This is a genomic window from Kitasatospora sp. NPDC001664 (genome assembly GCF_053596675.1).
This window is the reverse complement of the sequence record NZ_JBSFGS010000011.1, coordinates 223,486-242,840: the sequence shown is the minus strand read 5'-3', so window position 1 is coordinate 242,840 and position 19,355 is coordinate 223,486. Positions and strand designations below refer to the sequence as shown.

Below are 19,355 nucleotides of genomic sequence, written 5' to 3'. Positions count from 1 at the left end.
CCGGGGTCAGCCCTCGTCCTCGACGTGGCGGGCCTTGCCGGCCCGGATGCCGAAGGCCATCTGCGGGACCAGCAGCAGGGCGAGGAAGCCGAGCGGCAGGTACCACTGGCCGGTGCTCTGGTAGATCGAGCCGACCAGGATCGGGCCCGGGATGGAGATCAGGTAGCCGAGGCTCTGGGCGAAGGCGGAGAGCTGGGTGACGCCGCCCGGGGTGCGGGCGCGCAGGCCGATCATGGTGAGGGCGAGCGGGAAGGCGCACATCGAGAGGCCGACCAGGATCGCCCAGAGCCAGGGGACGGTGCCGGCGGCGAGGGCCAGGCCGGTGAAGCCGGCGATGCCGCACAGGGCGAGGACCACCACGAAGAGGCCCTGCTCGCCGCGGCGGGCGGCCAGGTTGGGGAGGACGAAGGAGGCGGGCACGCTGATCGCCATCACCAGGGCGAGCAGCACGCCGGCGGTGCCGGCCGAGACCCCGGCGTCCTTGTAGATGGTGGGCAGCCAGCCCATGGTGGCGTACGCACTGGTGGCCTGGAGGCCGAAGAAGGCGCCGAGGGCCCAGGCGGTGCGGCTGCGGGTGATCGGGAGCCTGGTGGTGGCCGACGGGGTCGCCGTGGCGGAGGCCGCCGAGCGGCGGGTGTCGCGGCGGAGCAGGAGCGTGACCAGCCAGAGCAGCACGGCCGCCACGGCCAGCAGGCCCCAGACGCCCAGGCCCTCGCGCCAACTGCCGCCGAGGGCGGTGGTCATCGGGACGGTGAGGGCGGCGGCGGCCGCGGTGCCGACCGAGAGCGCCATCGAGTAGAGGCCGATCATCGGGCCGACGTGGTTCGGGAAGTACCGCTTGATCACCACCGGGATCAGCACGTTGGCCACCGCGACGCCGGCCAGGGCGACGGCGGTGAGCAGCAGGAAGACCGCCGTGCCGCCGGCGAACGAGCGGGCCAGCACGCCGAGCGCGATGGCGCCGAGGCCGGCCGTGACCACCACCACCGGGCCGAGCCGCCGCGCCAGCGCGGGGGCGGCCAGGCCGAAGACGGCGAAGCAGAGCGAGGGGACGGCGGTGAGCAGGCCGGCCACCGTGGCGCTCATGTGCAGGTCGGAGCGGACCTGGTCGAGCATCGGGCCGAGGCTGGTGACCACCGGGCGGAGGTTGAGCGCGGCGACCGCGACGGCCAGGGCCAGCAGCCAGCCGAGGCGGTGGGCGGCGGGGCGGGGAGAGGTGCGTACGGCGGTGGTGGTCGCCTCGGCTTCGGTGGTCTTGGCGGTCTGCATGCGCCCCATCATAGAATGATGGGATGAATTTTGGGCACCCCGGTATCCTGAAGGGGTCCCGCACGAAGAACTGACAGGGAGTCCGATGGCGCTGTCGACCACCCGCCGCACCCCGCTCTCCGACCAGGTGATCGCCCAGCTCCGGGCTCAGATCACCTCCGGCGAGTGGCCGGTCGGGGCCCGCATCCCGACCGAGTCCGCGTTGGTGGAGCAGCTGGGGGTGGCCCGGAACACCGTCCGGGAGGCCGTCCGCGCGCTCGCCCACAACGGGCTGCTCGACATCCGGCAGGGCTCGGGGACGTACGTGCTCGCCACCAGCGAGCTGGCCGGGGTGATGCACCGTCGCTTCGCGGACGCCGACCAGGAGCAGGTGGCGGAGCTGCGGGCGGTGCTGGAGACCTCGGCGGCGGGGTTGGCGGCGGTGCGGCGCAGCGAACGGGACCTGGAGCTGATCGGGACCGCGCTGGAGCGGCGGGAGGCGGCGTGGCACTCCGGTGAGACGGAGGACTTCATCCAGGCCGACGCCGCGTTCCACCAGGCGGTGGTGGCCGCCGCCCACAACGACGTGCTGGCGGCGGTGTACGCGGACCTCGGCGAGGTGACGCGGGCTCACCTGCGGCACGACGTCGGGCCGGAGCTGATCGCCGAACGGTACGTCAGCCACGACGGGATCCTGGCGGCGGTGCGGGAGCGCGACGCCGCGAAGGCCTCGGTCGAGGCGGGGCGGGCGATCGGGGTCTGCACGGACGCGTAGCGCGGCCACCTACTGGCCAGAGCTTCGCGCGAGGATCACCACCTACGAGCCCAGGGGCGCGAGGAACTGCGCGCGGCGGAAGAAGCTGAGCTTCACTTCTCCCGCTTCGCGCAGTTCCTCGCGCCCCTGTGGTGGCTGACCTGGGTACCTAGGTGGCTACGCTCACGCGCCGATGGCGTGGAGGCCGCCGTCGACGTGGACGATCTCGCCGGTGGTCTTGGGGAACCAGTCGGAGAGGAGGGCGACGACGCCGCGGCCGGCCGGCTCGGGGTCGGAGAGGTCCCACTTGAGGGGGGAGCGGGTCTCCCAGGTGGCGGCCAGGTCGCCGAAGCCCGGGATGGACTTGGCGGCCATGGAGCCGATGGGGCCGGCCGAGATGAGGTTGCAGCGGATGTTGCGCGGGCCGAGGTCCCGGGCGAGGTAGCGGCTGGTCGCCTCGAGGGCGGCCTTCGCGGGGCCCATCCAGTCGTACTGCGGCCAGGCGAACTGCGCGTCGAAGGTCAGGCCGACCACCGAGCCGCCGTCCTGCATCAGCGGGAGCAGCGCCGTGGTGAGGGACTTCAGCGAGAACGCGGAGACGTGCATGGCGGTGGCCACGGACTCCCACGGGGTGTGCAGGAAGTTGCCGCCGAGGGCGTCCTGCGGGGCGAAGCCGATGGAGTGGACGATGCCGTCCAGGGTCGGCAGGCCGGCCTCGCGGACCTTGTCGGCGATGCCGGCCAGCTCCTCCTCGCTGGAGACGTCGAGCGGCAGGACGGTGACCGGCTTCGGGAGCTTCTTGGCGATGCGCTCGGTGAGGCTGGGGCGGGGGAACGCGGTGAGGATGACCTCGGCGCCCTGCTCCTGGGCCAGCTTGGCGGTGTGGAAGGCGATGGAGGACTCCATCAGCACACCCGTGATGAGGATGCGCTTGCCCTCGAGGATTCCACTCATGTTCAGTGACCCATGCCCAATCCGCCGTCGACGGGAATGACGGCTCCGGTGATGTACGCGGCCTCGTCGGAGGAGAGGAAGCGCACGGTAGAGGCGATCTCGCCGGGAGTGGCGTAGCGGCCCAGCGGCACGCCCGCGACGATCTCCTTGCGGCGCTCCTCGCTGAGCACCGCGGTCATGTCGGTGTCGACGAAGCCGGGGGCGACCACGTTGACGGTGATGTTGCGCGAGCCGAGCTCGCGGGCCAGGGAGCGGGCGAAGCCGACCAGGCCGGCCTTGGAGGCGGCGTAGTTGGCCTGGCCCGGGGAGCCCAGCAGGCCGACCACCGAGGAGATGAGGACGACCCGGCCCTTGCGGGCGCGCAGCATCTTGGCGGAGGCGCGCTTGACCACCCGGAAGGTGCCGGTGAGGTTGGTGTCCAGGACGGAGGTGAAGTCCTCCTCCGACATCCGCAGCAGCAGGGTGTCCTTGGTGATCCCGGCATTGGCGACCAGCACCTCGACGGGGCCGTGGGCGGCCTCGACCTCGGTGAAGGCGGCGTCCACCTGCGCGGCGTCGTTGATGTCGCAGCGGACGGCGATCGCCTCGAACTTGGCCAGCTCCTCGGGCAGCTCGCCCGAGCGGCTGGTGATCGCGACCTTGTCACCCGCCTCGGCGAAGGCCAGGGCGATGGCAAGACCGATGCCCCGGTTACCTCCGGTGACGAGAACCGAGCGGCTCACGGACACACCTCTTCTCCTTGGTTGACCGGCGGCCCCGGTCCGGCACGTGGGGTGGCGGGTGGGCCGCGGCGGTACGCGGTGCGCGACGCGGTGCGCGCGTACGCAGTGTGACGCTATCGGTCATTTCCGGCCAGGGGCGAATCGGTCTCCCACAGGTCCACCCGGCCCGAACTGTCGCCTTCCGACAATGGGCACGGACACCGGGGCGGCCGGTGCTGACGTTGTGCGACGGCTCGGCCACCCGCGGCTCAGTGGACCCGCCAATACCGGGGCGAGGGCGCCGGAACGGGAACAACCGGGCCGGTCGCCGCCGTTGCCCACACGGGCCGCCGTCGGCCGGCCCGTCGCCACGGACCGAGAGAGCGTAGAACCGGATGAGCAAGGAACGATCGGGCAGCCGCAAGACCCTGCTGCTGGCCGCCCTGACCGCCGCGGCCGGGGCCGCCGCCTGGACCTTCCGCGAGGTGCCCGTCGCCTTCGGCCGCCGGCCCGACCCGGCCGACCCCCGGGTGCGGAACTCCCCGCAGTACCGCGACGGCGTCTTCCACAACGCCCCGTCCGAGCTGGCCCGCCCCTCGGTGGGCTCCCCGGCCGACACGGGGACGCTGCGCCGGATGCTGTTCGAGCGCGAGGGCCTGCCGACCGGCCCGGTGCCGCTGGCCCGGTTCGACGGCGGCCCGCACCAGGAGGTGACCGAGGGCGTGCAGCTGACCTGGTTCGGCCACGCCTCGGCGCTGGTGGAGATCGAGGGCAGCCGGGTGCTGCTGGACCCGATCTGGAGCGACCGCTGCTCGCCGTCCCAGCACGTCGGCCCGAAGCGGCTGCACCCGGTGCCGGTGGAGCTGGAGGACCTGCCGCCGGTGGACGTGGTGCTGATCTCGCACGACCACTACGACCACCTGGACATGCCGACCGTCCAGCGGCTGACGAAGAGCCAGTCCGCGCCGTTCGCCGTGCCCCTGGGCATCGGCGGCCACCTGCGCAGCTGGGGCGTGCCGGAGCACCGGATCATCGAGCTGGACTGGGACGAGACCTGCACCCTCGGGGACCTGACCGTCACCCTCACCTCCGCGCACCACTTCTCCGGCCGCGGCACCACCCGGAACACCACGCTCTGGGGCTCCTGGGTGATCGCCGGTCCGAGCCGGAAGGTCTACTACACCGGGGACTCGGGCTACTTCGAGGGCTACGCGAGGATCGGCGAGCAGCACGGCCCGTTCGACGCGGCGCTGGTGCAGATCGGCGCGTACGACACGGCCTGGGCCGACATCCACATGACCCCGGAGGACGCCGTGCTGGCCCACCGCGAGCTGCGCGGCGGTCTGCTGGTGCCGGTGCACTGGTGCACCTTCCGCCTGGGCCTGCACCCGTGGGCCGAGCCGGTCGAGCGGCTGCTGGTGGCGGCCAAGGAGCACGCGGTGCCGGTCGCGGTGCCGCGCCCGGGCCAGCGGGTGGACGTGGACAGCCCTCCGGAGCTGGACGGCTGGTGGGAGACGGTGGCCTGACACGCCGTCCGCTGACCCGCCGTTAATCTGCTGGCCCCAAAACCCTGAGCGGTCCATGATGCGGTACGGGGTGCCTCGTGAGCGGGGCGCCCCGACCCTCCGTTCGTCCCCGACTCAGGGAGCCCGATGCCCCCGACGCCCAGCGCCGGCCGCACCCAAGGCCGTGCCGTCGACCCGCTGTTCCTCGCCTATCCGCTGCGCACCCTCGCGGACGCCGCGCTGAGCCGAGCGAAGCAGCTCGGCGTCTCGCACGCCGACTTCCGCCTGGAGCGGGTGCGCTCCGCCTCCTGGCGGCTGCGCGACGCCCGCCCCTCCGGCTCCTCCGACACGGTGCAGCTCGGCTTCGCCGTCCGGGTGCTGCTGGACGGCGCCTGGGGCTTCGCCGCCGGGGTGGACCTGACCCCGGAGGCCGCGCAGCGGGTGGCCGAGCAGGCCGTCGCGGTGGCGAAGCTGTCCGGCGGCATCAGCCGGGCGGCCGGCGGCACCGACCTGGTGGAGCTGGCCGAGGAGCCGGTGCACGCGGACGTCACCTGGGTCTCCTCGTACGAGGTGAACCCCTTCGAGATGCCGGACGCCGAGAAGACCGCGCTGCTGGCCGACTGGAGCGGGCGCCTGCTGGCCGCCGACGGCGTCTCGCACGTCTCGGCCAGCCTGCTGACGGTGCAGGAGAACAAGTTCTACGCGGACACCGCGGGCACCGTCACCACCCAGCAGCGGATCCGGCTGCACCCCACGGTGGAGGCCACCTCGGTCGACGAGCGCACCGGCGCCTTCGACTCGATGCGCTCGATCGCGCCGCCGGTCGGCCGGGGCTGGGAGTACCTGCTCGGCACCGGCTGGGACTGGGACGCCGAGCTGGCCGAGATGCCCGTCCTGCTGGCCGAGAAGATGAAGGCCCCGAGCGTCACGGCCGGCCACCTGGACCTGGTGATCGACCCGTCCAACCTCTGGCTGACCATCCACGAGTCGATCGGCCACGCCACCGAGCTGGACCGCGCGCTGGGCTACGAGGCCGCCTACGCGGGCACCTCCTTCGCCACCTTCGACAAGCTGGGCTCGCTGAAGTACGGCTCCGAGCTGATGCACGTCACCGGTGACCGCACCGCCGAGCACGGCCTCTCCACCATCGGCTACGACGACGAGGGCGTCGCCACCCAGTCCTGGGACCTGGTCAAGGACGGCGTCCTGACGGGGTACCAGCTGGACCGCGCGATGGCGAAGCAGAAGGGCCTGGGCCGCTCCAACGGCTGCGCCTTCGCCGACTCCCCCGGCCACGTCCCGGTGCAGCGGATGGCCAACGTCTCGCTCCAGCCGGTGGCCGGCGGCCCCGACACCGCGGGCCTGATCTCCCAGGTGGAGAACGGCCTCTACATCGTCGGCGACCGCTCCTGGTCGATCGACATGCAGCGGTACAACTTCCAGTTCACCGGCCAGCGCGCCTTCGCCATCCGCAACGGCGAACTCGCGGGCCAGGTCAAGGACTTCGCCTACCAGGCCACCACCACCGACTTCTGGGGCTCGATGAGCGCCGTCGGCGGCCCCGAGACCTACGTGCTCGGCGGTGCGTTCAACTGCGGCAAGGCCCAGCCCGGCCAGGTCGCCGCCGTCAGCCACGGCTGCCCGTCCGCGCTCTTCCGCGGCGTCAACGTGCTCAACACCCAGCAGGAGGCGGGTCACTGATGCCCATCGTCCACCCGCACGAACTGGTCGAGCGCGCGCTCGAACTCTCCGAGGCCGACGGCTGCGTGGTCATCGCCGACGAGGAGACCACCGCCAACCTCCGCTGGGCCGGCAACGCCCTGACCACCAACGGGGTCACCAAGGGCCGCCGGCTCACCGTGATCGCCACCGTGGACGGCGCCGAGGGCACCGCCTCCGGCGTGGTGGCCGCGGAAGCCGTCACCCTGGACGAGGTGGAGGCGCTGGTCCGCTCCGCCGAGGCCGCCGCCCGCGAGGCCGGCCCGGCCGAGGACGCCCAGCCGCTGCTGCCGTCCCGGGAGTCCTCCGCGGCCCCTCACCAGAAGAGCTTCACGGCTCCCCCGGCCGAGACCTCCATCGAGGTCTTCACCGCCTTCGCGCCGGCGCTCGGCGAGGCCTTCGCCCGGGCCCGCAAGGAGGGCCAGCTGCTCTACGGCTTCGCCCGCCACGAGGTGGTCTCCAGCTACCTGGGCACCTCCACCGGCCTGCGGCTGCGCCACGACCAGCCCACCGGCACGGTCGAGCTGAACGCCAAGACCGAGGACCTGTCGGCCTCCTCCTGGGTCGGCGCCGCCACCCGGGACTTCACCGACGTGGACGTGGCCGCCCTGCACGCCGAGGCCACCAAGCGCCTCGGCTGGGGCCGCAAGAGGATCGACCTGCCGGCCGGCCGGTACGAGACGCTGCTGCCGCCGACCGCCGTGGCCGACCTGATGGTCTACCTGAGCTGGTCCTCCGGCGGCCGGGACGCGGCCGAGGGCCGGACGGTCTTCTCCAAGGCCGGTGGTGGCACCCGGATCGGCGAGCGGCTCAGCGAGCTGCCGCTGACGCTCCGTTCGGACCCGGCCCTGCCCGGCCTGGAGGCGGCGCCGTTCGTGCTGGCGCACTCCTCCAACGGCGACAGCTCGGTCTTCGACAACGGGCAGCCGCTGACGGCCACCGACTGGATCAAGGACGGGGAGCTGGCCCACCTGCTGACCACCCGTCACACCAGCGGCCTGACCGGCCTGCCGCTCACCCCCGCGATCGACAACCTGGTGCTGGAGACGGCCGACCAGGACGCCGCCCCGACCCTGGACGAGATGATCGCCCGGACCGAGCGGGGCCTCCTGCTCACCTGCCTCTGGTACATCCGCGAGGTCGACCCGGCCTCGCTGCTGCTCACCGGGCTGACCCGGGACGGCGTCTACCTGGTGGAGAACGGCGAGGTCGTCGGCGCGGTGAACAACTTCCGCTTCAACGAGTCCCCCGTGGACCTGCTGGGCCGCATCACCGAGGCGGGCAAGACCGAGCCCTGCCTCCCCCGTGAATGGGGCGACTGGTTCACCCGGGCGGCCATGCCGCCGGTCCGGGTGCCGGACTTCAACATGAGCTCGGTCAGCCAAGCGAGCTGAGGAGTAGCGGTAACGATGGACGAGAAGCGCGGCGTACGGGTCTCCAAGACCCTCTCCCGGGTCCTGCGGCACGACCCGGCCTCGATCGGCATCACGCTGGACGAGGCCGGGTGGGTCCCGGTGGACACGCTGCTCGACGCCCTGCGCCGGAAAGGCACCCGGATCACCCGGGACGAGCTGGACCACGTGGTGGCGACCAACAACAAGAAGCGCTTCGCCTTCTCGGAGGACGGCTCGGCGATCCGGGCCAGCCAGGGGCACTCGGTGGCGGTCGACCTCGGTCTGGCCGCCGCCGAGCCCCCGGCGGTGCTCTACCACGGCACCACCGGGGCGTCCCTGGACGCGATCTTCCGCGAGGGCCTGCGCCCGATGAGCCGTCAGGACGTGCACCTGTCGGCGGACACCGAGACGGCCGTGCGGGTCGGTTCCCGGCACGGCCGTCCGGTGGTGCTCACGGTGGACGCGGCGGGCCTGCACGCGGCCGGACACGAGTTCCGGATCTCCGCGAACGGCGTCTGGCTCACCGACGCCGTACCGCCCGGCTACCTCGGCCGGCTGCCGGCCTGAGGCCGCGTCAGGCGCCGGTCAGGACTTCTTCCGGGCACCCCAGACCGGCGCCACCACCACGATCAGCAGCACCGCCGCGCCGAGCTGGAAGGCGTGCCGCCACCAGTCGAAGCCCCGGGTGTCGGCCACCCCGAACAGGTGCGCCACCAGGTTCCCGATGATCGCCCCGACCATGCCGAGCACCATGGTCAGCCAGAGCGGGATGTCCTGCTTCCCGGGGATCAGCAACCGGGCGATGCCGCCCAGGATCAGACCCTCGATCAGCGCCGAGATGATCGCCCACATAGTCAGCTCCCGGAGGCCGCGGCCGCCGACCCTCGGCGGTGCTCCTCCCCGTGGATCACAGTTTTTGCCCCGTACGGCCCACCCGCACCCCGGGTGGGCCGTTCCCGTGCCCCCACCCTCCTGTACGGGCGTAGGCGGGCGTACCGTGAGATGGCCGCACCGGGCCGGAGTGCGGGGGCTGACGAGGGCGGTTAGAGGCATGGGCAAGCGGGACGAGGTCTTCCGGATCACCCGGGCGCGGAGCAGTCTGAGCGAGGACGTCCGCGGGCGCCAGCGCCGGTACGTGATCTCGATGCTGGCGCGCACCCTCTGCGTGCTGCTCGCGGTGGCGATGTGGAACGTCGAGCGCTTCGTCGCCTACGGCGCGCTGGCCGGCGCGGTGCTGCTGCCGTACTTCGCGGTGCTGATCGCCAACGCGGGCCGGGAGAAGGCCCCGGGCCTGCCGAGCACCTTCGCGATCCCGGCCGACACCCCCCTGATGCTCGGCCCCGGCGGCTCCGGTGGCGGCGGCGACCAGGCGCGCAGCTGAGGCTCATGCCCGGTTTGACGGCTGTTCAGCCGATTTGCCGGACAGAAAGCTCAGAACAAGCTCAGATTAATCTCGACGGAACCTAGCCACGCGGGCCGCCTGGCGTGACATACTGCGTACGCGCTCCGCATCCCCCGTCGGAGCGACTGACCGACGCCGGGCGGCTCCCCCCGTGGCTGCCCGGCGTCGTCGTGTTCGGGTACTGGGAACGGCAGCTCCATGGACAGCCCCTCGATCAACCTCTTCGGCCCGGCTGACGGCCCGGAGGGTCCGCCGGTCTGCTCGGCGAAGGGCTGCCGGCAGCCCGCCGTCTGGGTGCTGGTGTGGAACAACCCGAAGCTGCACACCCCGGACCGCAAGAAGACCTGGCTCGCCTGTGAGGACCACCGGGAGAGCCTGGGCCAGTTCCTCGGCGTGCGCGGGTTCCTGAAGGACACCGTCGCCCTCGCCGACTGGCAGGAGCCCGAAGGGGCCTGACGCCCCCTCAGCCGCCAATGGCGACCGCAGCGTCAGCCGCCGATGGCGACTGTGCCGTCAGCCGCCAATGGCGACCGTTCCGTCAGCCGCCAATGGCGGACATCGGCCGGTCGGGCTGGAGGAAGTCCGGGTCGTCGATCCCCGCGCCCGCCTTCTTGCCCCACATCGCCGCCCGCCAGAGCGCGGCCAGCTCGGCGTCGCCGGAGCCGTCCCGCAGGGCGGTGCGCAGGTCGGTCTCCCCGGTCGCGAAGAGGCAGTTGCGGACCTGGCCGTCGGCGGTCAGCCGGGTGCGGTCGCAGGCCCGGCAGAACGGCCGGGTGACGGAGGCGATCACGCCCACGGTGGCCGGGCCGCCGTCGACCAGCCAGCGCTCGGCCGGGGCGGCGCCGCGGATCGAGGAGGGCTCGGGGGTGAGCTCGAAGCGGGTGCGCAGCTGCTCCAGGATCTCCTCGGCGGTGACCATCTGCGACCGGTCCCAGCCGTGCTGGGCGTCCAGCGGCATCTGCTCGATGAAGCGCAGCTGGTAGCCGCGCTCCAGGCACCAGCCGAGCAGGGCGGGCGCCTCGTGCTCGTTGACCCCGCGCATCAGCACCGCGTTGAGCTTGACCGGGGTGAGCCCGGCGGCCTCGGCGGCGGCCAGACCGTCCAGCACGTCGTGGTGACGGTGACGGCGCGTCAGGGTGTGGAACAGCTCCGGGTCCAGGGTGTCCAGCGAGACGTTCACCCGGTCCAGGCCGGCCGCCTTGAGGGCGGTCGCGGTCCGGGCCAGGCCGATGCCGTTGGTGGTGAGGGAGAGCTCGGGGCGGGGCTCCAGCGCGGCGCAGGCGGCCACGATGCCCACCAGGCCGGGGCGGAGCAGCGGCTCGCCGCCGGTGAACCTGACCTCGCGGACGCCGAGCTCACGGACCGCGAGGGAGACCAGGCGGACGATCTCCTCGTCCGTCAGCAGCTCGCTCTTGCCGAGCCACTGCAGACCCTCTTCGGGCATGCAGTAGGTGCAGCGGAGGTTGCAGCGGTCGGTCAGGGAGACCCTGAGGTCCACGGCCTGCCGGCCGTAGGTGTCGAGGAGCACGGTGCTCGGCCCCCTTCCCTGGAGCGCGACTGGCCCGGCCGCCGGTGTCGGCGGGCCGGGCCAGCTTAACGCCGCGATCCCTCGCGGCCGCTCCGTATCCGGTGGGCGGGACCGACCGGCTGCGACTAGGTCAGCTCCTGTCAGTGTGCTCCCAGTCCGGTGAGCGAGCGGACCTCCAGTTCGGCGGCCTTGGCCGGGTCGGCCTGCTCCTTGGACAGCACGGTGCCGAGCCAGCCGGCCAGGAAGCCGATCGGGATGGACACCAGGCCCGGGTTCTCCAGCGGGAACCAGTGGAAGTCGCTGTGCGGGAAGAGCGAGTTCTTGCCGCCGGAGACCACGGTGGAGAAGAACACCAGGGTCACCGAGCTGATCAGGCCCGCGTAGACCGAGCTGACCGCACCGGTGGTGTTGAAGCGCTTCCAGAACAGCGAGTAGAGCAGGGTGGGCAGGTTGGCCGAGGCGGCCACCGCGAAGGCCAGCGCCACCAGGGCGGCGGTGTTGAGCTTGTCGGCGAAGAGGCTGAGCACGATCGCCACCGCGCCGATGCCGATCGCGGCCAGCTTGGCCGAGCGGACCTCCTCCTTCTCGTCCGCCTTGCCCTTGCGGATCACGTTGGCCCACAGGTCGTGGGCGAAGGAGGCCGAGGAGGCCAGGGTGAGACCGGCCACCACGGCCAGGATGGTGGCGAAGGCGACGGCCGAGATGACGGCCAGCAGGATCGCACCGCCGGTGGTCCCGGCGCCGCCGCCGAGGTTCTCGGCCAGCAGCGGGGCGGCGGTGTTCCCGGCCGCGTTGGAGGCCTTGATGGTCTTCGGTCCGACCAGGGCGGCGGCACCGAAGCCCAGGGCCAGGGTCATCAGGTAGAAGCCGCCGATGATGCCGATCGCCCAGAGCACCGACTTCCGGGCCGCCTTGGCGGTGGGCACGGTGTAGAAGCGGACCAGGATGTGCGGCAGGCCCGCGGTGCCGAGCACCAGGGCCAGGCCCAGGCTGAGGAAGTCCAGCTTGCTGGTGCCCGTCGCCCCGTACTTGAGGCCGGGCTCCAGGAAGGCCGAGCCCTTGCCCGCCTGGTCGGCGGCGGCCTGCAGCAGGTGCGAGACGTTGAAGTCGAACTTGGCCAGCACCAGGACGGTCATCAGCGCGGTGCCCGCGATCAGCAGCACGGCCTTGACGATCTGCACCCAGGTGGTGCCCTTCATGCCGCCGATGGCGACGTAGATCACCATCAGGGCGCCGACCGCGACGATGGTCCAGCGCTTGGCGCCGTCCCCGCTCACCCCGAGCAGCAGGGCGACCAGCGAGCCGGCGCCGACCATCTGGGCCAGCAGGTAGAAGATCGACACCACGATGGTGGAAATGCCCGCCGCGGTGCGCACCGGGCGCTGGCGCATCCGGAAGGCCAGCACGTCGGCCATGGTGTAGCGGCCGGAGTTGCGCAGCGGCTCGGCCACCAGCAGCAGGGCGACCAGCCAGGCCACCAGGAAGCCGATGGAGTACAGGAAGCCGTCGTAGCCGAAGAGCGCGATGGCCCCGGCGATGCCGAGGAAGGAGGCGGCGGACATGTAGTCGCCGGAGATCGCCAGGCCGTTCTGGAAGCCGGTGAAGCCGCGGCCGCCGGCGTAGAAGTCGGCGGCGTCGTTGGTCTGGCGGCCGGCCCAGATCGTGATGCCCAGGGTGGCGAGCACGAAGAGGCCGAACAGCGTCATGGTCAGGCCGCGGTGCTCGGTGGCCGCGGTGGCGAGGTGGGTGGTGGCGAGGGCGTTCATTCGGCGGCCTCCCGCGGGCTCACGACGGTGGCGCGCTCGCGGATCGCGGCGGCCTTCGGGTCGAGTCGGCGGTCCGCGTACCGGGCGTACCAGGCGGCGATGCCGAAGGTGGAGGCGAACTGGAGCAGGCCGAGCAGCAGGGCCATGTTGATCGCGCCGAAGAGCTTGATCGCCATGAAGTCGTGGGCGTAGCTGGAGAGCAGCACGTACAGCAGGTACCAGAGCAGGAAGCCCGCCGTGACCGGGAAGACGAACCCCCGGAACGCCCTCCTCAGGGCGGCGAACTCCTCGCTCTGTTCGATGAGTTGGACTTCCGTGGGCGTCGCGTCCTCGGCGGTCGATGGGGTTTCCACTCGGCGTCTCCTGTGATGTGTCGGCGGCACAGTGGGGAACGAATGGACGTGAGGGGCGTCACAGTCGTGATGCCGCTGCATGGTAGGGCCTGCTGAGGCGGGCACGACAGACCCCGGGCCGAGGTTGGGCCGCACAACATCAAGAAGGCGGCACCGCCGCAGCGGTACCGCCTTCTTGATGGTGCGTCAGGCGCCGGCGCCTCAGAAGCTGATCCGGACCTTCAGCGCCTCGCGGTCCTCCATCGCCCGGTAACCCTCGGGGACCTCGTCCAGGCCGACGGTGCGGTCGAAGACCAGACCGGGCTCGATCCTCCCGGCCAGCACGTCCGCCAGCAGCTCGGGGATGTACGCGCGGGCCGGGGCGACACCGCCGCCGAGCCGGACGTTGCGGTTGAACATCTGGCTGATGTCCACGCCCGCGCTGCCGCCGTGCGGCACGCCGACGTAGCCGACCCCGCCGCCGTCCCGGGTGATCGAGATCGCGGTGCGCATCGACTCCTCGGTGCCGACCGCCTCCAGCACGGCGTGCGCGCCCTGACCGCCGGTCAGCTCGCGGACGGCCTCGATCGCGGCCTCGCCGCGCTCGGCCACCACGTCGGTGGCGCCGAACTTGCGGGCGATCGCGGTGCGGGCCTCGTGCCGGCCGAGCGCGATGATCCGCCCGGCGCCCAGCCGCTGGGCCGCCAGCACCCCGCACAGGCCGACCGCGCCGTCCCCGACCACCGCGACGGTGGAGCCGGGGCGCACGCCCGCGGCCAGCGCCGCGTGGTGGCCGGTGCTCATCACGTCGGAGAGCGCCAGTAGGTGCGGCAGCAGCGCCTCGTCGGTGGCCGCCTCCTTGGGCAGCCGCACCAGCGTGCCGTCGGCGAACGGCACCCGGACGGCCTCGCCCTGGCCGCCGTCGGAGCCCGGCTCGCCCCAGAACCCGCCGTGCGGACAGGAGGTCTGCAGGCCCTCCCGGCAGTAGTCGCAGACGCCGTCGGACCAGACGAAGGGGGCCACCACCAGATCGCCCGCCTTCACCGTGGAGACCTCGGAGCCGACCGCCTCGACCACGCCGAGGAACTCGTGCCCGATCCGCTGGCCGGGCTGACGCTTCGCCACGCCGCGGTACGCCCAGAGGTCGCTGCCGCAGATGCAGGCGTTGAGCACCCGGACCACCGCGTCGGTGGGCCGGCTGACCTGCGGGTCGGGCACCTCCTCGATCCGGATGTCGTGGGGGCCGTGGATGACGGTGGCGCGCATGAGGGGTCTTCCTTCGTGCTGGTGTTCAGGTGGTGCCGTCCGGTAGGACGTTCTTCCTCCCCCACGGTATTCCTGATGGATCCCGATGTCGGGTTCGCCACTTTCCGCGCCCCCACCGCCGCTGAACGGGCCGTTCGGCCATCGGTGTGGGCGCGCGCCCTTAAAGTGGTTCTCCATGTACGCGATCCAGCCCCCGGACGACGAGCCCTCCTGGGCCGCGCCGTTCCCGGCCCAGCGCACCCCCGAGGACGGCCCCGGCTTCGCCGTGGTCGACGTCGAGACCACCGGCCTCGGCCGGCAGGACCGGGTGATCTCCGCCGGTGTCTACCAGCTGGACGCGCACGGCGAGGTGACCGACCACTGGTACACCCTGGTCAACCCCCAGCGCGACCCCGGGCCGACCTGGATCCACGGCCTCACCAGCGCCGCCCTGGCCGACGCCCCGACCTTCCCCGAGGTGGCCGCCGAGTTCGCCGAGCGGCTGGCCGGGCGGGTGATGGTCGCCCACAACGCGCTCTTCGACTGGAACATGATCTCGCGCGAGTTCTCCCGCGCCGGGCTGCGCGCCCCGGTCGAGCAGCGGATCTGCACCATGGTGCTCTCCCGCGACCTCGGCCTGCCGCTGCCCAACGGCAAGCTGGCCAGCCTCGCCGCCCACTTCGACGTCCAGCAGCGCCAGGCCCACAACGCGCTCGACGACGCCCGGGTGCTGGCCGAGGCCTTCCGCCCCAGCCTGCTGCTGGCCCGTCAGTTCGCCATCCCGCTCCCGCTCACCACCTGCGTCGCCGTCACCGACTTCGACGACTCCCCCGCCCCGGCCTCCGCCGGGCGCTCCTACGGCTCCTCCTACCGCCCCGGCCGCAAGCGCCCCGCCTGCCCCTACCCCAACCCGGGGCGCTGGGTCGACGGCCGCCCCCTGATGCAGGGCATGCGGGTCGCCATCACCGGAGACACCGCCACCGACCGCGAGCTGCTGGAGGACCGCGCCATCGAGGCCGGCCTCCACATCGCCTCCTCCGTCAGCCGGCTCACCAGCCTCCTGGTCACCAACGAGGCCGACAGCTGGAGCGGCAAGGCCCGCAAGGCCCGCGAGTACGGCACCCCGGTCATCGGCGAGGACGCCTTCCTCCACCTCCTCCGCGAGGTCGCTCCGCACGAGGCGTAGGACCGGGGCACGTGGTCGAGCGACCGGGGGCGCGAGGAACTGCGCGCAGGGGAACGGCAGCAACTGCAACTGGCTGACGTACCCCGACCTCACACTGGGCCGCCTTCCGGTTCGCGCAGTTCCTCGCGCCCCTGGGTCGCTGCCCTGCCGACCCACTTGCGGACCCCGGTGTGTGATCGCGGTGTGAGTGCGCGTAGTTTGCCGATGTGTACCGTTTTCTGCTGTCCCGGCGCTGGGCGCTCATCGCCCTCCTCGTGCTGCTGCTGATCCCGACCATGGTCCGGCTGGGCTTCTGGCAGTACCACCGCCACGAGGCCCGGGTCGCCCGGAACGAGCTGATCGCGCAGAGCCTGACCGCCCCCGCCGTCCCCTTCGACTCGTTGTCGCGCCCCGGTGCGGCCGTCCCGAAGGACCTCACCTGGCGGACCGTCAACGCCACCGGCCAGTACGACCCGGCGGCCGAGTTCGTGATCCGCAACCGCACGGAGCCCGGCGGCAGCAGCATCGGCTACTTCGTGATCACGCCCCTCCGGCTGGCCTACGGCGCCGGCACCGTCCTGGTCAACCGCGGCTGGGTGGACTCGGCCGGGGACGCCACCAGCTACCCCACAGTCCCGGCCCCGCCCGCCGGCCAGGTGAGCGTCACCGGCCGGCTGCGCGCCGACGAGTCCGCCGAGAGCAAGAGCCTCAAGGCCCGCGGCAAGCTGCCGGACCGTCAGTACCAGCTGATCAGCAGCACCGAGCAGGCCGAACGCCTGGGCACCCCCGTGCTCGGCGGCTTCGTCGAGCTCACCGCGTCCTCCCCCGCCCAGGGCGACTCACCGCTGCTGCTCGCCGAGCCCGACCACTCCTCGATCGGCCCGCACATGGCGTACGCCGTGCAGTGGTGGCTGTTCGCCGGCCTGCTGCCGGTCGGCCTGGTGGTGCTCGCCCGCCGCGAGGCCCGCGAGCGGGCGGCCACCGCCGCGAAGGCCGCCGGGACGGCGGACGTGAACGCACCGGAACCGGTCACTCCCTGACGCTCCGTTTGCGGCAGGATGTGCCCCATGGATCTCGGACTTCAGGACAAGGTGTACGTGGTCACCGGGGCGACCCGCGGCCTCGGCTTCGCGACGGCGCGCGAGCTGCTCGCCGACGGCGCCCAGGTGGTGATCAGCGGCCGCACCAAGGAGGCGGTGGAGACGGCGGCCAACGCCCTGGGCGCGCCGGGCCGGGTGCTCGGCGTGGCGGCCGACAACGCGGACCCCGGGGCGGCGGCCCAGCTGGTCCACGCGGCGGTCAACGAGTTCGGGCGGCTCGACGGCGTCCTGGTCAGCGTCGGCGGCCCCGCGGCCGGGACGGTGCTGGAGACCACCGAGGCGCAGTGGCAGTCGGCCTTCGAGTCCGTGGTGCTCGGCGCCCTGCGGATCGCCCGCACCGCCGCCGCCTCGCTCACCGAGGGCGGGGTGATCGCCTTCGTGCTCTCCACCTCGGTCCGTCAGCCGGTGCCCGGCCTCGGCATCTCCAACGGCCTGCGGCCGGGCCTCGCGATGGCGGCCAAGTCGCTGGCCGACGAGCTCGGCCCGCGCGGCATCCGCGTCCTGGGCCTGCTGCCCGGCCGGATCGCCACCGACCGCCTGCGCGAGCTGGACGCCCTGAGCGGCGACCCGGAGGCGGCCCGGGCCCGGGCCTCCGCCACCATCCCGCTCGGCCGCTACGGCACCCCGGAGGAGTTCGGCAAGGTCGCCGCCTTCGCGCTCTCCCCCGCCGCCTCGTACCTGACCGGCGTGATGATCCCCGTCGACGGCGGCGCCCTGCGCGCCCTCTGACCCCGCGACCGGCCGCTCCGCCGCAGGGGCAGCCGTCGTCCCGGGCCCTCTCCCGGGCCGTCTCCCACCCGCCGACGGGCAGGACGAGCCGCCTCGTCCCCCGTCGGCGTGCGGGCAGAGGGCCCCGTGCGGGTGCTCAGATCACCCGGGGTCTGGTCCCGGCCCGCCTGGGCGGGGCGGGCGGGCGGACCACCCGCAGCCGCAGCTCGGCCGGGAGGTCCCGGGCCAGCGTGGTGCGGGCGTGGGCGAGCGGTCCGTCGTGCAGGTGCTCCAGGGTCGCGGCCGGGTCGGCGTCCGGGGTGAGCCGGACGGCGGCGCACAGCCGCAGCCGCTTCGGGGTGCCGGTCAACCGGGCCCGTACCCGGGCGACTTCGGGCAGGGCGATGGTCTCGGTCTCCACCGCGTCGGCCAACGCCTTGGCCCGCAGCCGCAGGGTGAGCCCGGGGGCCGCGACGGGCAGGGTGACGGCCGTGGGGCCGCTGCGGCGGGCCTGGGCGAACAGCCACCACAGCCCGCCGGCCACCGCGAGCCCGAGCACCGCGAAGACCACCGGCCACCACCAGGCCTCACCGGACCACCTGGTCCGCGAGGCGTCGCTGAACACCGGCTGGTCCGGCGAGGTCAGCGGCCACCAGGACGGCGGGGTCCACCCGAGCCGCCCGTAGAGGTCCAGCCCGCCGGCCAGCACCAGCACGCCGCCCGCCAGCAGGGCCGCACCGGCCAGCAGCAGGACCGCGCGGTTGACCGTGGCCCGGCTCATCGGCTCCCCCGTCGGGTCCGTACGTCCAGCCGGTGCTCCCCGGCCAGCGGCACCTGGGCCAGCTCGGCCCGCAACTCCCGCTCCACGGCTGCCGGTTCGGCCGCGCCGTCGATCCGCACCACGGTCCGGCCGCGCCCGGTGCGGACCTTCACGGAGTCCACCCCGTCGATCCGCCGGGCCCACCGGGTGACCAGCGCGGAGACCCCGGCCCGGTCGATCACCGCGCCCGGCCGGGTCAGCGGCAGCCAGCGCCGCTGACCGGCCGTCAGCGCCAGCACCAGGCAGCCCAGCCCGAGCAGCACGGCGGCCCCCGCCGCGATCAGCACCACCGGGTCGTCCAGGTGACGCCGCGCCAGCTCGTCGGCGGTCTCCGAGCGCCACGGCCGCGCCGTGCGTCCGGCCCGCACCGCCGCCGCGTCGTACAGCAGCGCCCCGGCGACCACCAGCCCGGCGACCACCACCAGCCCGGCCCAGAAGGTCCGGTCCGAACGCAACCGCCGCGCCGCGGCCGGGGGCCGGTCCCCCGTCAGCTCACCGGCCACGCGGCACCAGCCGCTCCACCACGACCACCACCTCGCCGACGGTCCGCCCGGTCAGCTCCGACAGCCGCTCCTGCACGGCCGCCCGCACCCGCTCGGCCAGCGCCGCCAGATCGGCCGGGAAGGGCAGCTCCACCCCGACCGTCAGCCGCACCTCACCGTGCTGCTCCACCACCGAGGTACGCTGCACCGTGCCGTCGTCCTCGGCCAGCGCCTGACGCGCCGCCAGCGCGGCGAGCCGGGTGAACACCCGGTCGGCGATCCGCAGCTGGCCGCGCTGGGGCGCCGGCACCGGAACCGCGGTGGTCAACGACGCCGGTCCCGGCCGCGCAGCAGCTCGCTCAGGTCACCCAGTTCGAGGTCACCGTCGATCAGACGGCCGGCCACGAAGCCGACCGCACCGAGCGCGGCCACCAGCAGGAAGGCGGCGAACCCGCCGAAGTACCCGGCGAAGCCCAGGGCCATCCCCACCACCAGCCCGATCAGGCCGAGATTCACGCCGTTCCCCTTCGCT

At 73.2% G+C, this 19,355-nt stretch carries 22 protein-coding genes; 10 read left to right on the top strand and 12 right to left on the bottom strand.

What is annotated here, in order from left to right:
- Window positions 1–6 precede the first annotated feature (6 nt).
- Window positions 7–1,269 (bottom strand): MFS transporter, encoded by a 1,263-nt coding sequence (locus ACWCYY_RS17895; protein WP_345290741.1) that lies wholly within the window; start codon window positions 1,267–1,269, stop codon window positions 7–9.
- An 85-nt stretch (window positions 1,270–1,354) separates the two neighbouring features.
- Between ACWCYY_RS17895 and ACWCYY_RS17890 the strand changes: the two genes are divergently transcribed.
- On the top strand, window positions 1,355–2,023 hold the full coding sequence (locus tag ACWCYY_RS17890; protein WP_449796550.1) for a FadR/GntR family transcriptional regulator: 669 nt from the start codon (window positions 1,355–1,357) through the stop codon (window positions 2,021–2,023).
- 162 nt (window positions 2,024–2,185) lie between these two features.
- Here ACWCYY_RS17890 and fabI read toward each other — a convergent pair whose 3' ends face one another.
- The gene (gene fabI, locus ACWCYY_RS17885; protein WP_345290743.1) at window positions 2,186–2,956 is read right to left on the bottom strand and encodes an enoyl-ACP reductase FabI; all 771 of its coding nucleotides are present in this window, start codon (window positions 2,954–2,956) and stop codon (window positions 2,186–2,188) included.
- Window positions 2,957–2,958: 2 nt separating this feature from the next.
- Window positions 2,959–3,678, bottom strand: a complete 720-nt coding sequence (gene fabG / locus ACWCYY_RS17880) for a 3-oxoacyl-[acyl-carrier-protein] reductase (protein WP_345290744.1) — start codon at window positions 3,676–3,678, stop codon at window positions 2,959–2,961.
- A 374-nt stretch (window positions 3,679–4,052) separates the two neighbouring features.
- Between fabG and ACWCYY_RS17875 the strand changes: the two genes are divergently transcribed.
- The 4 genes from ACWCYY_RS17875 (at window position 4,053) to ACWCYY_RS17860 (ending at window position 8,842) form a co-directional block, all read left to right on the top strand.
- A complete protein-coding gene (locus tag ACWCYY_RS17875) occupies window positions 4,053–5,183 on the top strand; it encodes an MBL fold metallo-hydrolase (RefSeq protein ID WP_345290745.1) in 1,131 nt (376 codons plus the stop codon).
- Window positions 5,184–5,309: 126 nt separating this feature from the next.
- Window positions 5,310–6,863: a TldD/PmbA family protein gene (locus tag ACWCYY_RS17870; protein ID WP_449796549.1), complete on the top strand. Its 1,554-nt coding sequence runs from the start codon at window positions 5,310–5,312 to the stop codon at window positions 6,861–6,863.
- Entirely contained in the window at window positions 6,863–8,275 is a 1,413-nt protein-coding gene (locus ACWCYY_RS17865) for a metallopeptidase TldD-related protein (RefSeq protein WP_449796548.1), read from the top strand. The genes ACWCYY_RS17870 and ACWCYY_RS17865 overlap by 1 nt, the downstream gene beginning before the upstream one ends.
- A gap of 15 nt (window positions 8,276–8,290) precedes the next feature.
- On the top strand, window positions 8,291–8,842 hold the full coding sequence (locus ACWCYY_RS17860) for an RNA 2'-phosphotransferase (RefSeq protein ID WP_449796547.1): 552 nt from the start codon (window positions 8,291–8,293) through the stop codon (window positions 8,840–8,842).
- An 18-nt stretch (window positions 8,843–8,860) separates the two neighbouring features.
- Here the strand turns inward: ACWCYY_RS17860 and ACWCYY_RS17855 are convergent, their stop codons facing one another.
- Window positions 8,861–9,127 (bottom strand): GlsB/YeaQ/YmgE family stress response membrane protein, encoded by a 267-nt coding sequence (locus ACWCYY_RS17855; RefSeq protein ID WP_449796546.1) that lies wholly within the window; start codon window positions 9,125–9,127, stop codon window positions 8,861–8,863.
- A 199-nt stretch (window positions 9,128–9,326) separates the two neighbouring features.
- Here ACWCYY_RS17855 and ACWCYY_RS17850 point away from each other — a divergent pair, with 199 nt between their 5' ends.
- Both ACWCYY_RS17850 and ACWCYY_RS17845 read left to right on the top strand, forming a co-directional pair.
- Window positions 9,327–9,656 (top strand): DUF3099 domain-containing protein, encoded by a 330-nt coding sequence (locus ACWCYY_RS17850; RefSeq protein ID WP_345290750.1) that lies wholly within the window; start codon window positions 9,327–9,329, stop codon window positions 9,654–9,656.
- 219 nt (window positions 9,657–9,875) lie between these two features.
- Window positions 9,876–10,133, top strand: a complete 258-nt coding sequence (locus ACWCYY_RS17845) for a hypothetical protein (protein ID WP_345290751.1) — start codon at window positions 9,876–9,878, stop codon at window positions 10,131–10,133.
- A gap of 82 nt (window positions 10,134–10,215) precedes the next feature.
- Here the strand turns inward: ACWCYY_RS17845 and moaA are convergent, their stop codons facing one another.
- The 4 genes from moaA to ACWCYY_RS17825 all read right to left on the bottom strand — a co-directional run bounded on the left by moaA (window position 10,216) and on the right by ACWCYY_RS17825 (window position 14,569).
- Window positions 10,216–11,205: a GTP 3',8-cyclase MoaA gene (moaA, locus tag ACWCYY_RS17840; RefSeq protein WP_345290752.1), complete on the bottom strand. Its 990-nt coding sequence runs from the start codon at window positions 11,203–11,205 to the stop codon at window positions 10,216–10,218.
- Between the two features lie 140 nt (window positions 11,206–11,345).
- Complete coding sequence (locus tag ACWCYY_RS17835) at window positions 11,346–12,971, bottom strand: solute symporter family protein (protein WP_345290753.1); 1,626 nt, start codon at window positions 12,969–12,971, stop codon at window positions 11,346–11,348.
- Window positions 12,968–13,324, bottom strand: coding sequence for a DUF485 domain-containing protein (locus ACWCYY_RS17830; RefSeq protein ID WP_345290754.1), 357 nt, complete (start codon window positions 13,322–13,324; stop codon window positions 12,968–12,970). The genes ACWCYY_RS17835 and ACWCYY_RS17830 overlap by 4 nt, the downstream gene beginning before the upstream one ends.
- Before the next feature lie 201 nt (window positions 13,325–13,525).
- Window positions 13,526–14,569 carry a zinc-dependent alcohol dehydrogenase family protein gene (locus ACWCYY_RS17825; protein WP_345290755.1) on the bottom strand — a complete coding sequence of 348 codons (1,044 nt, stop codon included), beginning with the start codon at window positions 14,567–14,569 and terminating at the stop codon, window positions 13,526–13,528.
- A gap of 175 nt (window positions 14,570–14,744) precedes the next feature.
- Between ACWCYY_RS17825 and ACWCYY_RS17820 the strand changes: the two genes are divergently transcribed.
- The 3 genes from ACWCYY_RS17820 (at window position 14,745) to ACWCYY_RS17810 (ending at window position 17,542) form a co-directional block, all read left to right on the top strand.
- Window positions 14,745–15,734, top strand: a complete 990-nt coding sequence (locus ACWCYY_RS17820) for a DEDDh family exonuclease (RefSeq protein ID WP_345290756.1) — start codon at window positions 14,745–14,747, stop codon at window positions 15,732–15,734.
- Between the two features lie 206 nt (window positions 15,735–15,940).
- The gene (locus ACWCYY_RS17815) at window positions 15,941–16,753 is read left to right on the top strand and encodes an SURF1 family cytochrome oxidase biogenesis protein (RefSeq protein WP_449796545.1); all 813 of its coding nucleotides are present in this window, start codon (window positions 15,941–15,943) and stop codon (window positions 16,751–16,753) included.
- Between the two features lie 27 nt (window positions 16,754–16,780).
- On the top strand, window positions 16,781–17,542 hold the full coding sequence (locus tag ACWCYY_RS17810; RefSeq protein ID WP_449796544.1) for an SDR family oxidoreductase: 762 nt from the start codon (window positions 16,781–16,783) through the stop codon (window positions 17,540–17,542).
- Between the two features lie 136 nt (window positions 17,543–17,678).
- Here ACWCYY_RS17810 and ACWCYY_RS17805 read toward each other — a convergent pair whose 3' ends face one another.
- Genes ACWCYY_RS17805 through ACWCYY_RS17790 form a run of 4 tightly spaced genes read right to left on the bottom strand, consistent with a single transcriptional unit; the run spans window position 17,679 to window position 19,339 of the window.
- Window positions 17,679–18,302, bottom strand: coding sequence for an alkaline shock response membrane anchor protein AmaP (locus ACWCYY_RS17805; protein ID WP_449796543.1), 624 nt, complete (start codon window positions 18,300–18,302; stop codon window positions 17,679–17,681).
- A complete protein-coding gene (locus tag ACWCYY_RS17800) occupies window positions 18,299–18,844 on the bottom strand; it encodes a DUF6286 domain-containing protein (protein WP_449796542.1) in 546 nt (181 codons plus the stop codon). The genes ACWCYY_RS17805 and ACWCYY_RS17800 overlap by 4 nt, the downstream gene beginning before the upstream one ends.
- Entirely contained in the window at window positions 18,834–19,151 is a 318-nt protein-coding gene (locus tag ACWCYY_RS17795) for a hypothetical protein (protein WP_345290761.1), read from the bottom strand. The genes ACWCYY_RS17800 and ACWCYY_RS17795 overlap by 11 nt, the downstream gene beginning before the upstream one ends.
- Complete coding sequence (locus ACWCYY_RS17790) at window positions 19,148–19,339, bottom strand: hypothetical protein (protein ID WP_345290762.1); 192 nt, start codon at window positions 19,337–19,339, stop codon at window positions 19,148–19,150. Before ACWCYY_RS17790 ends, ACWCYY_RS17795 begins: the two co-directional genes overlap by 4 nt.
- Window positions 19,340–19,355: the final 16 nt, after the last annotated feature.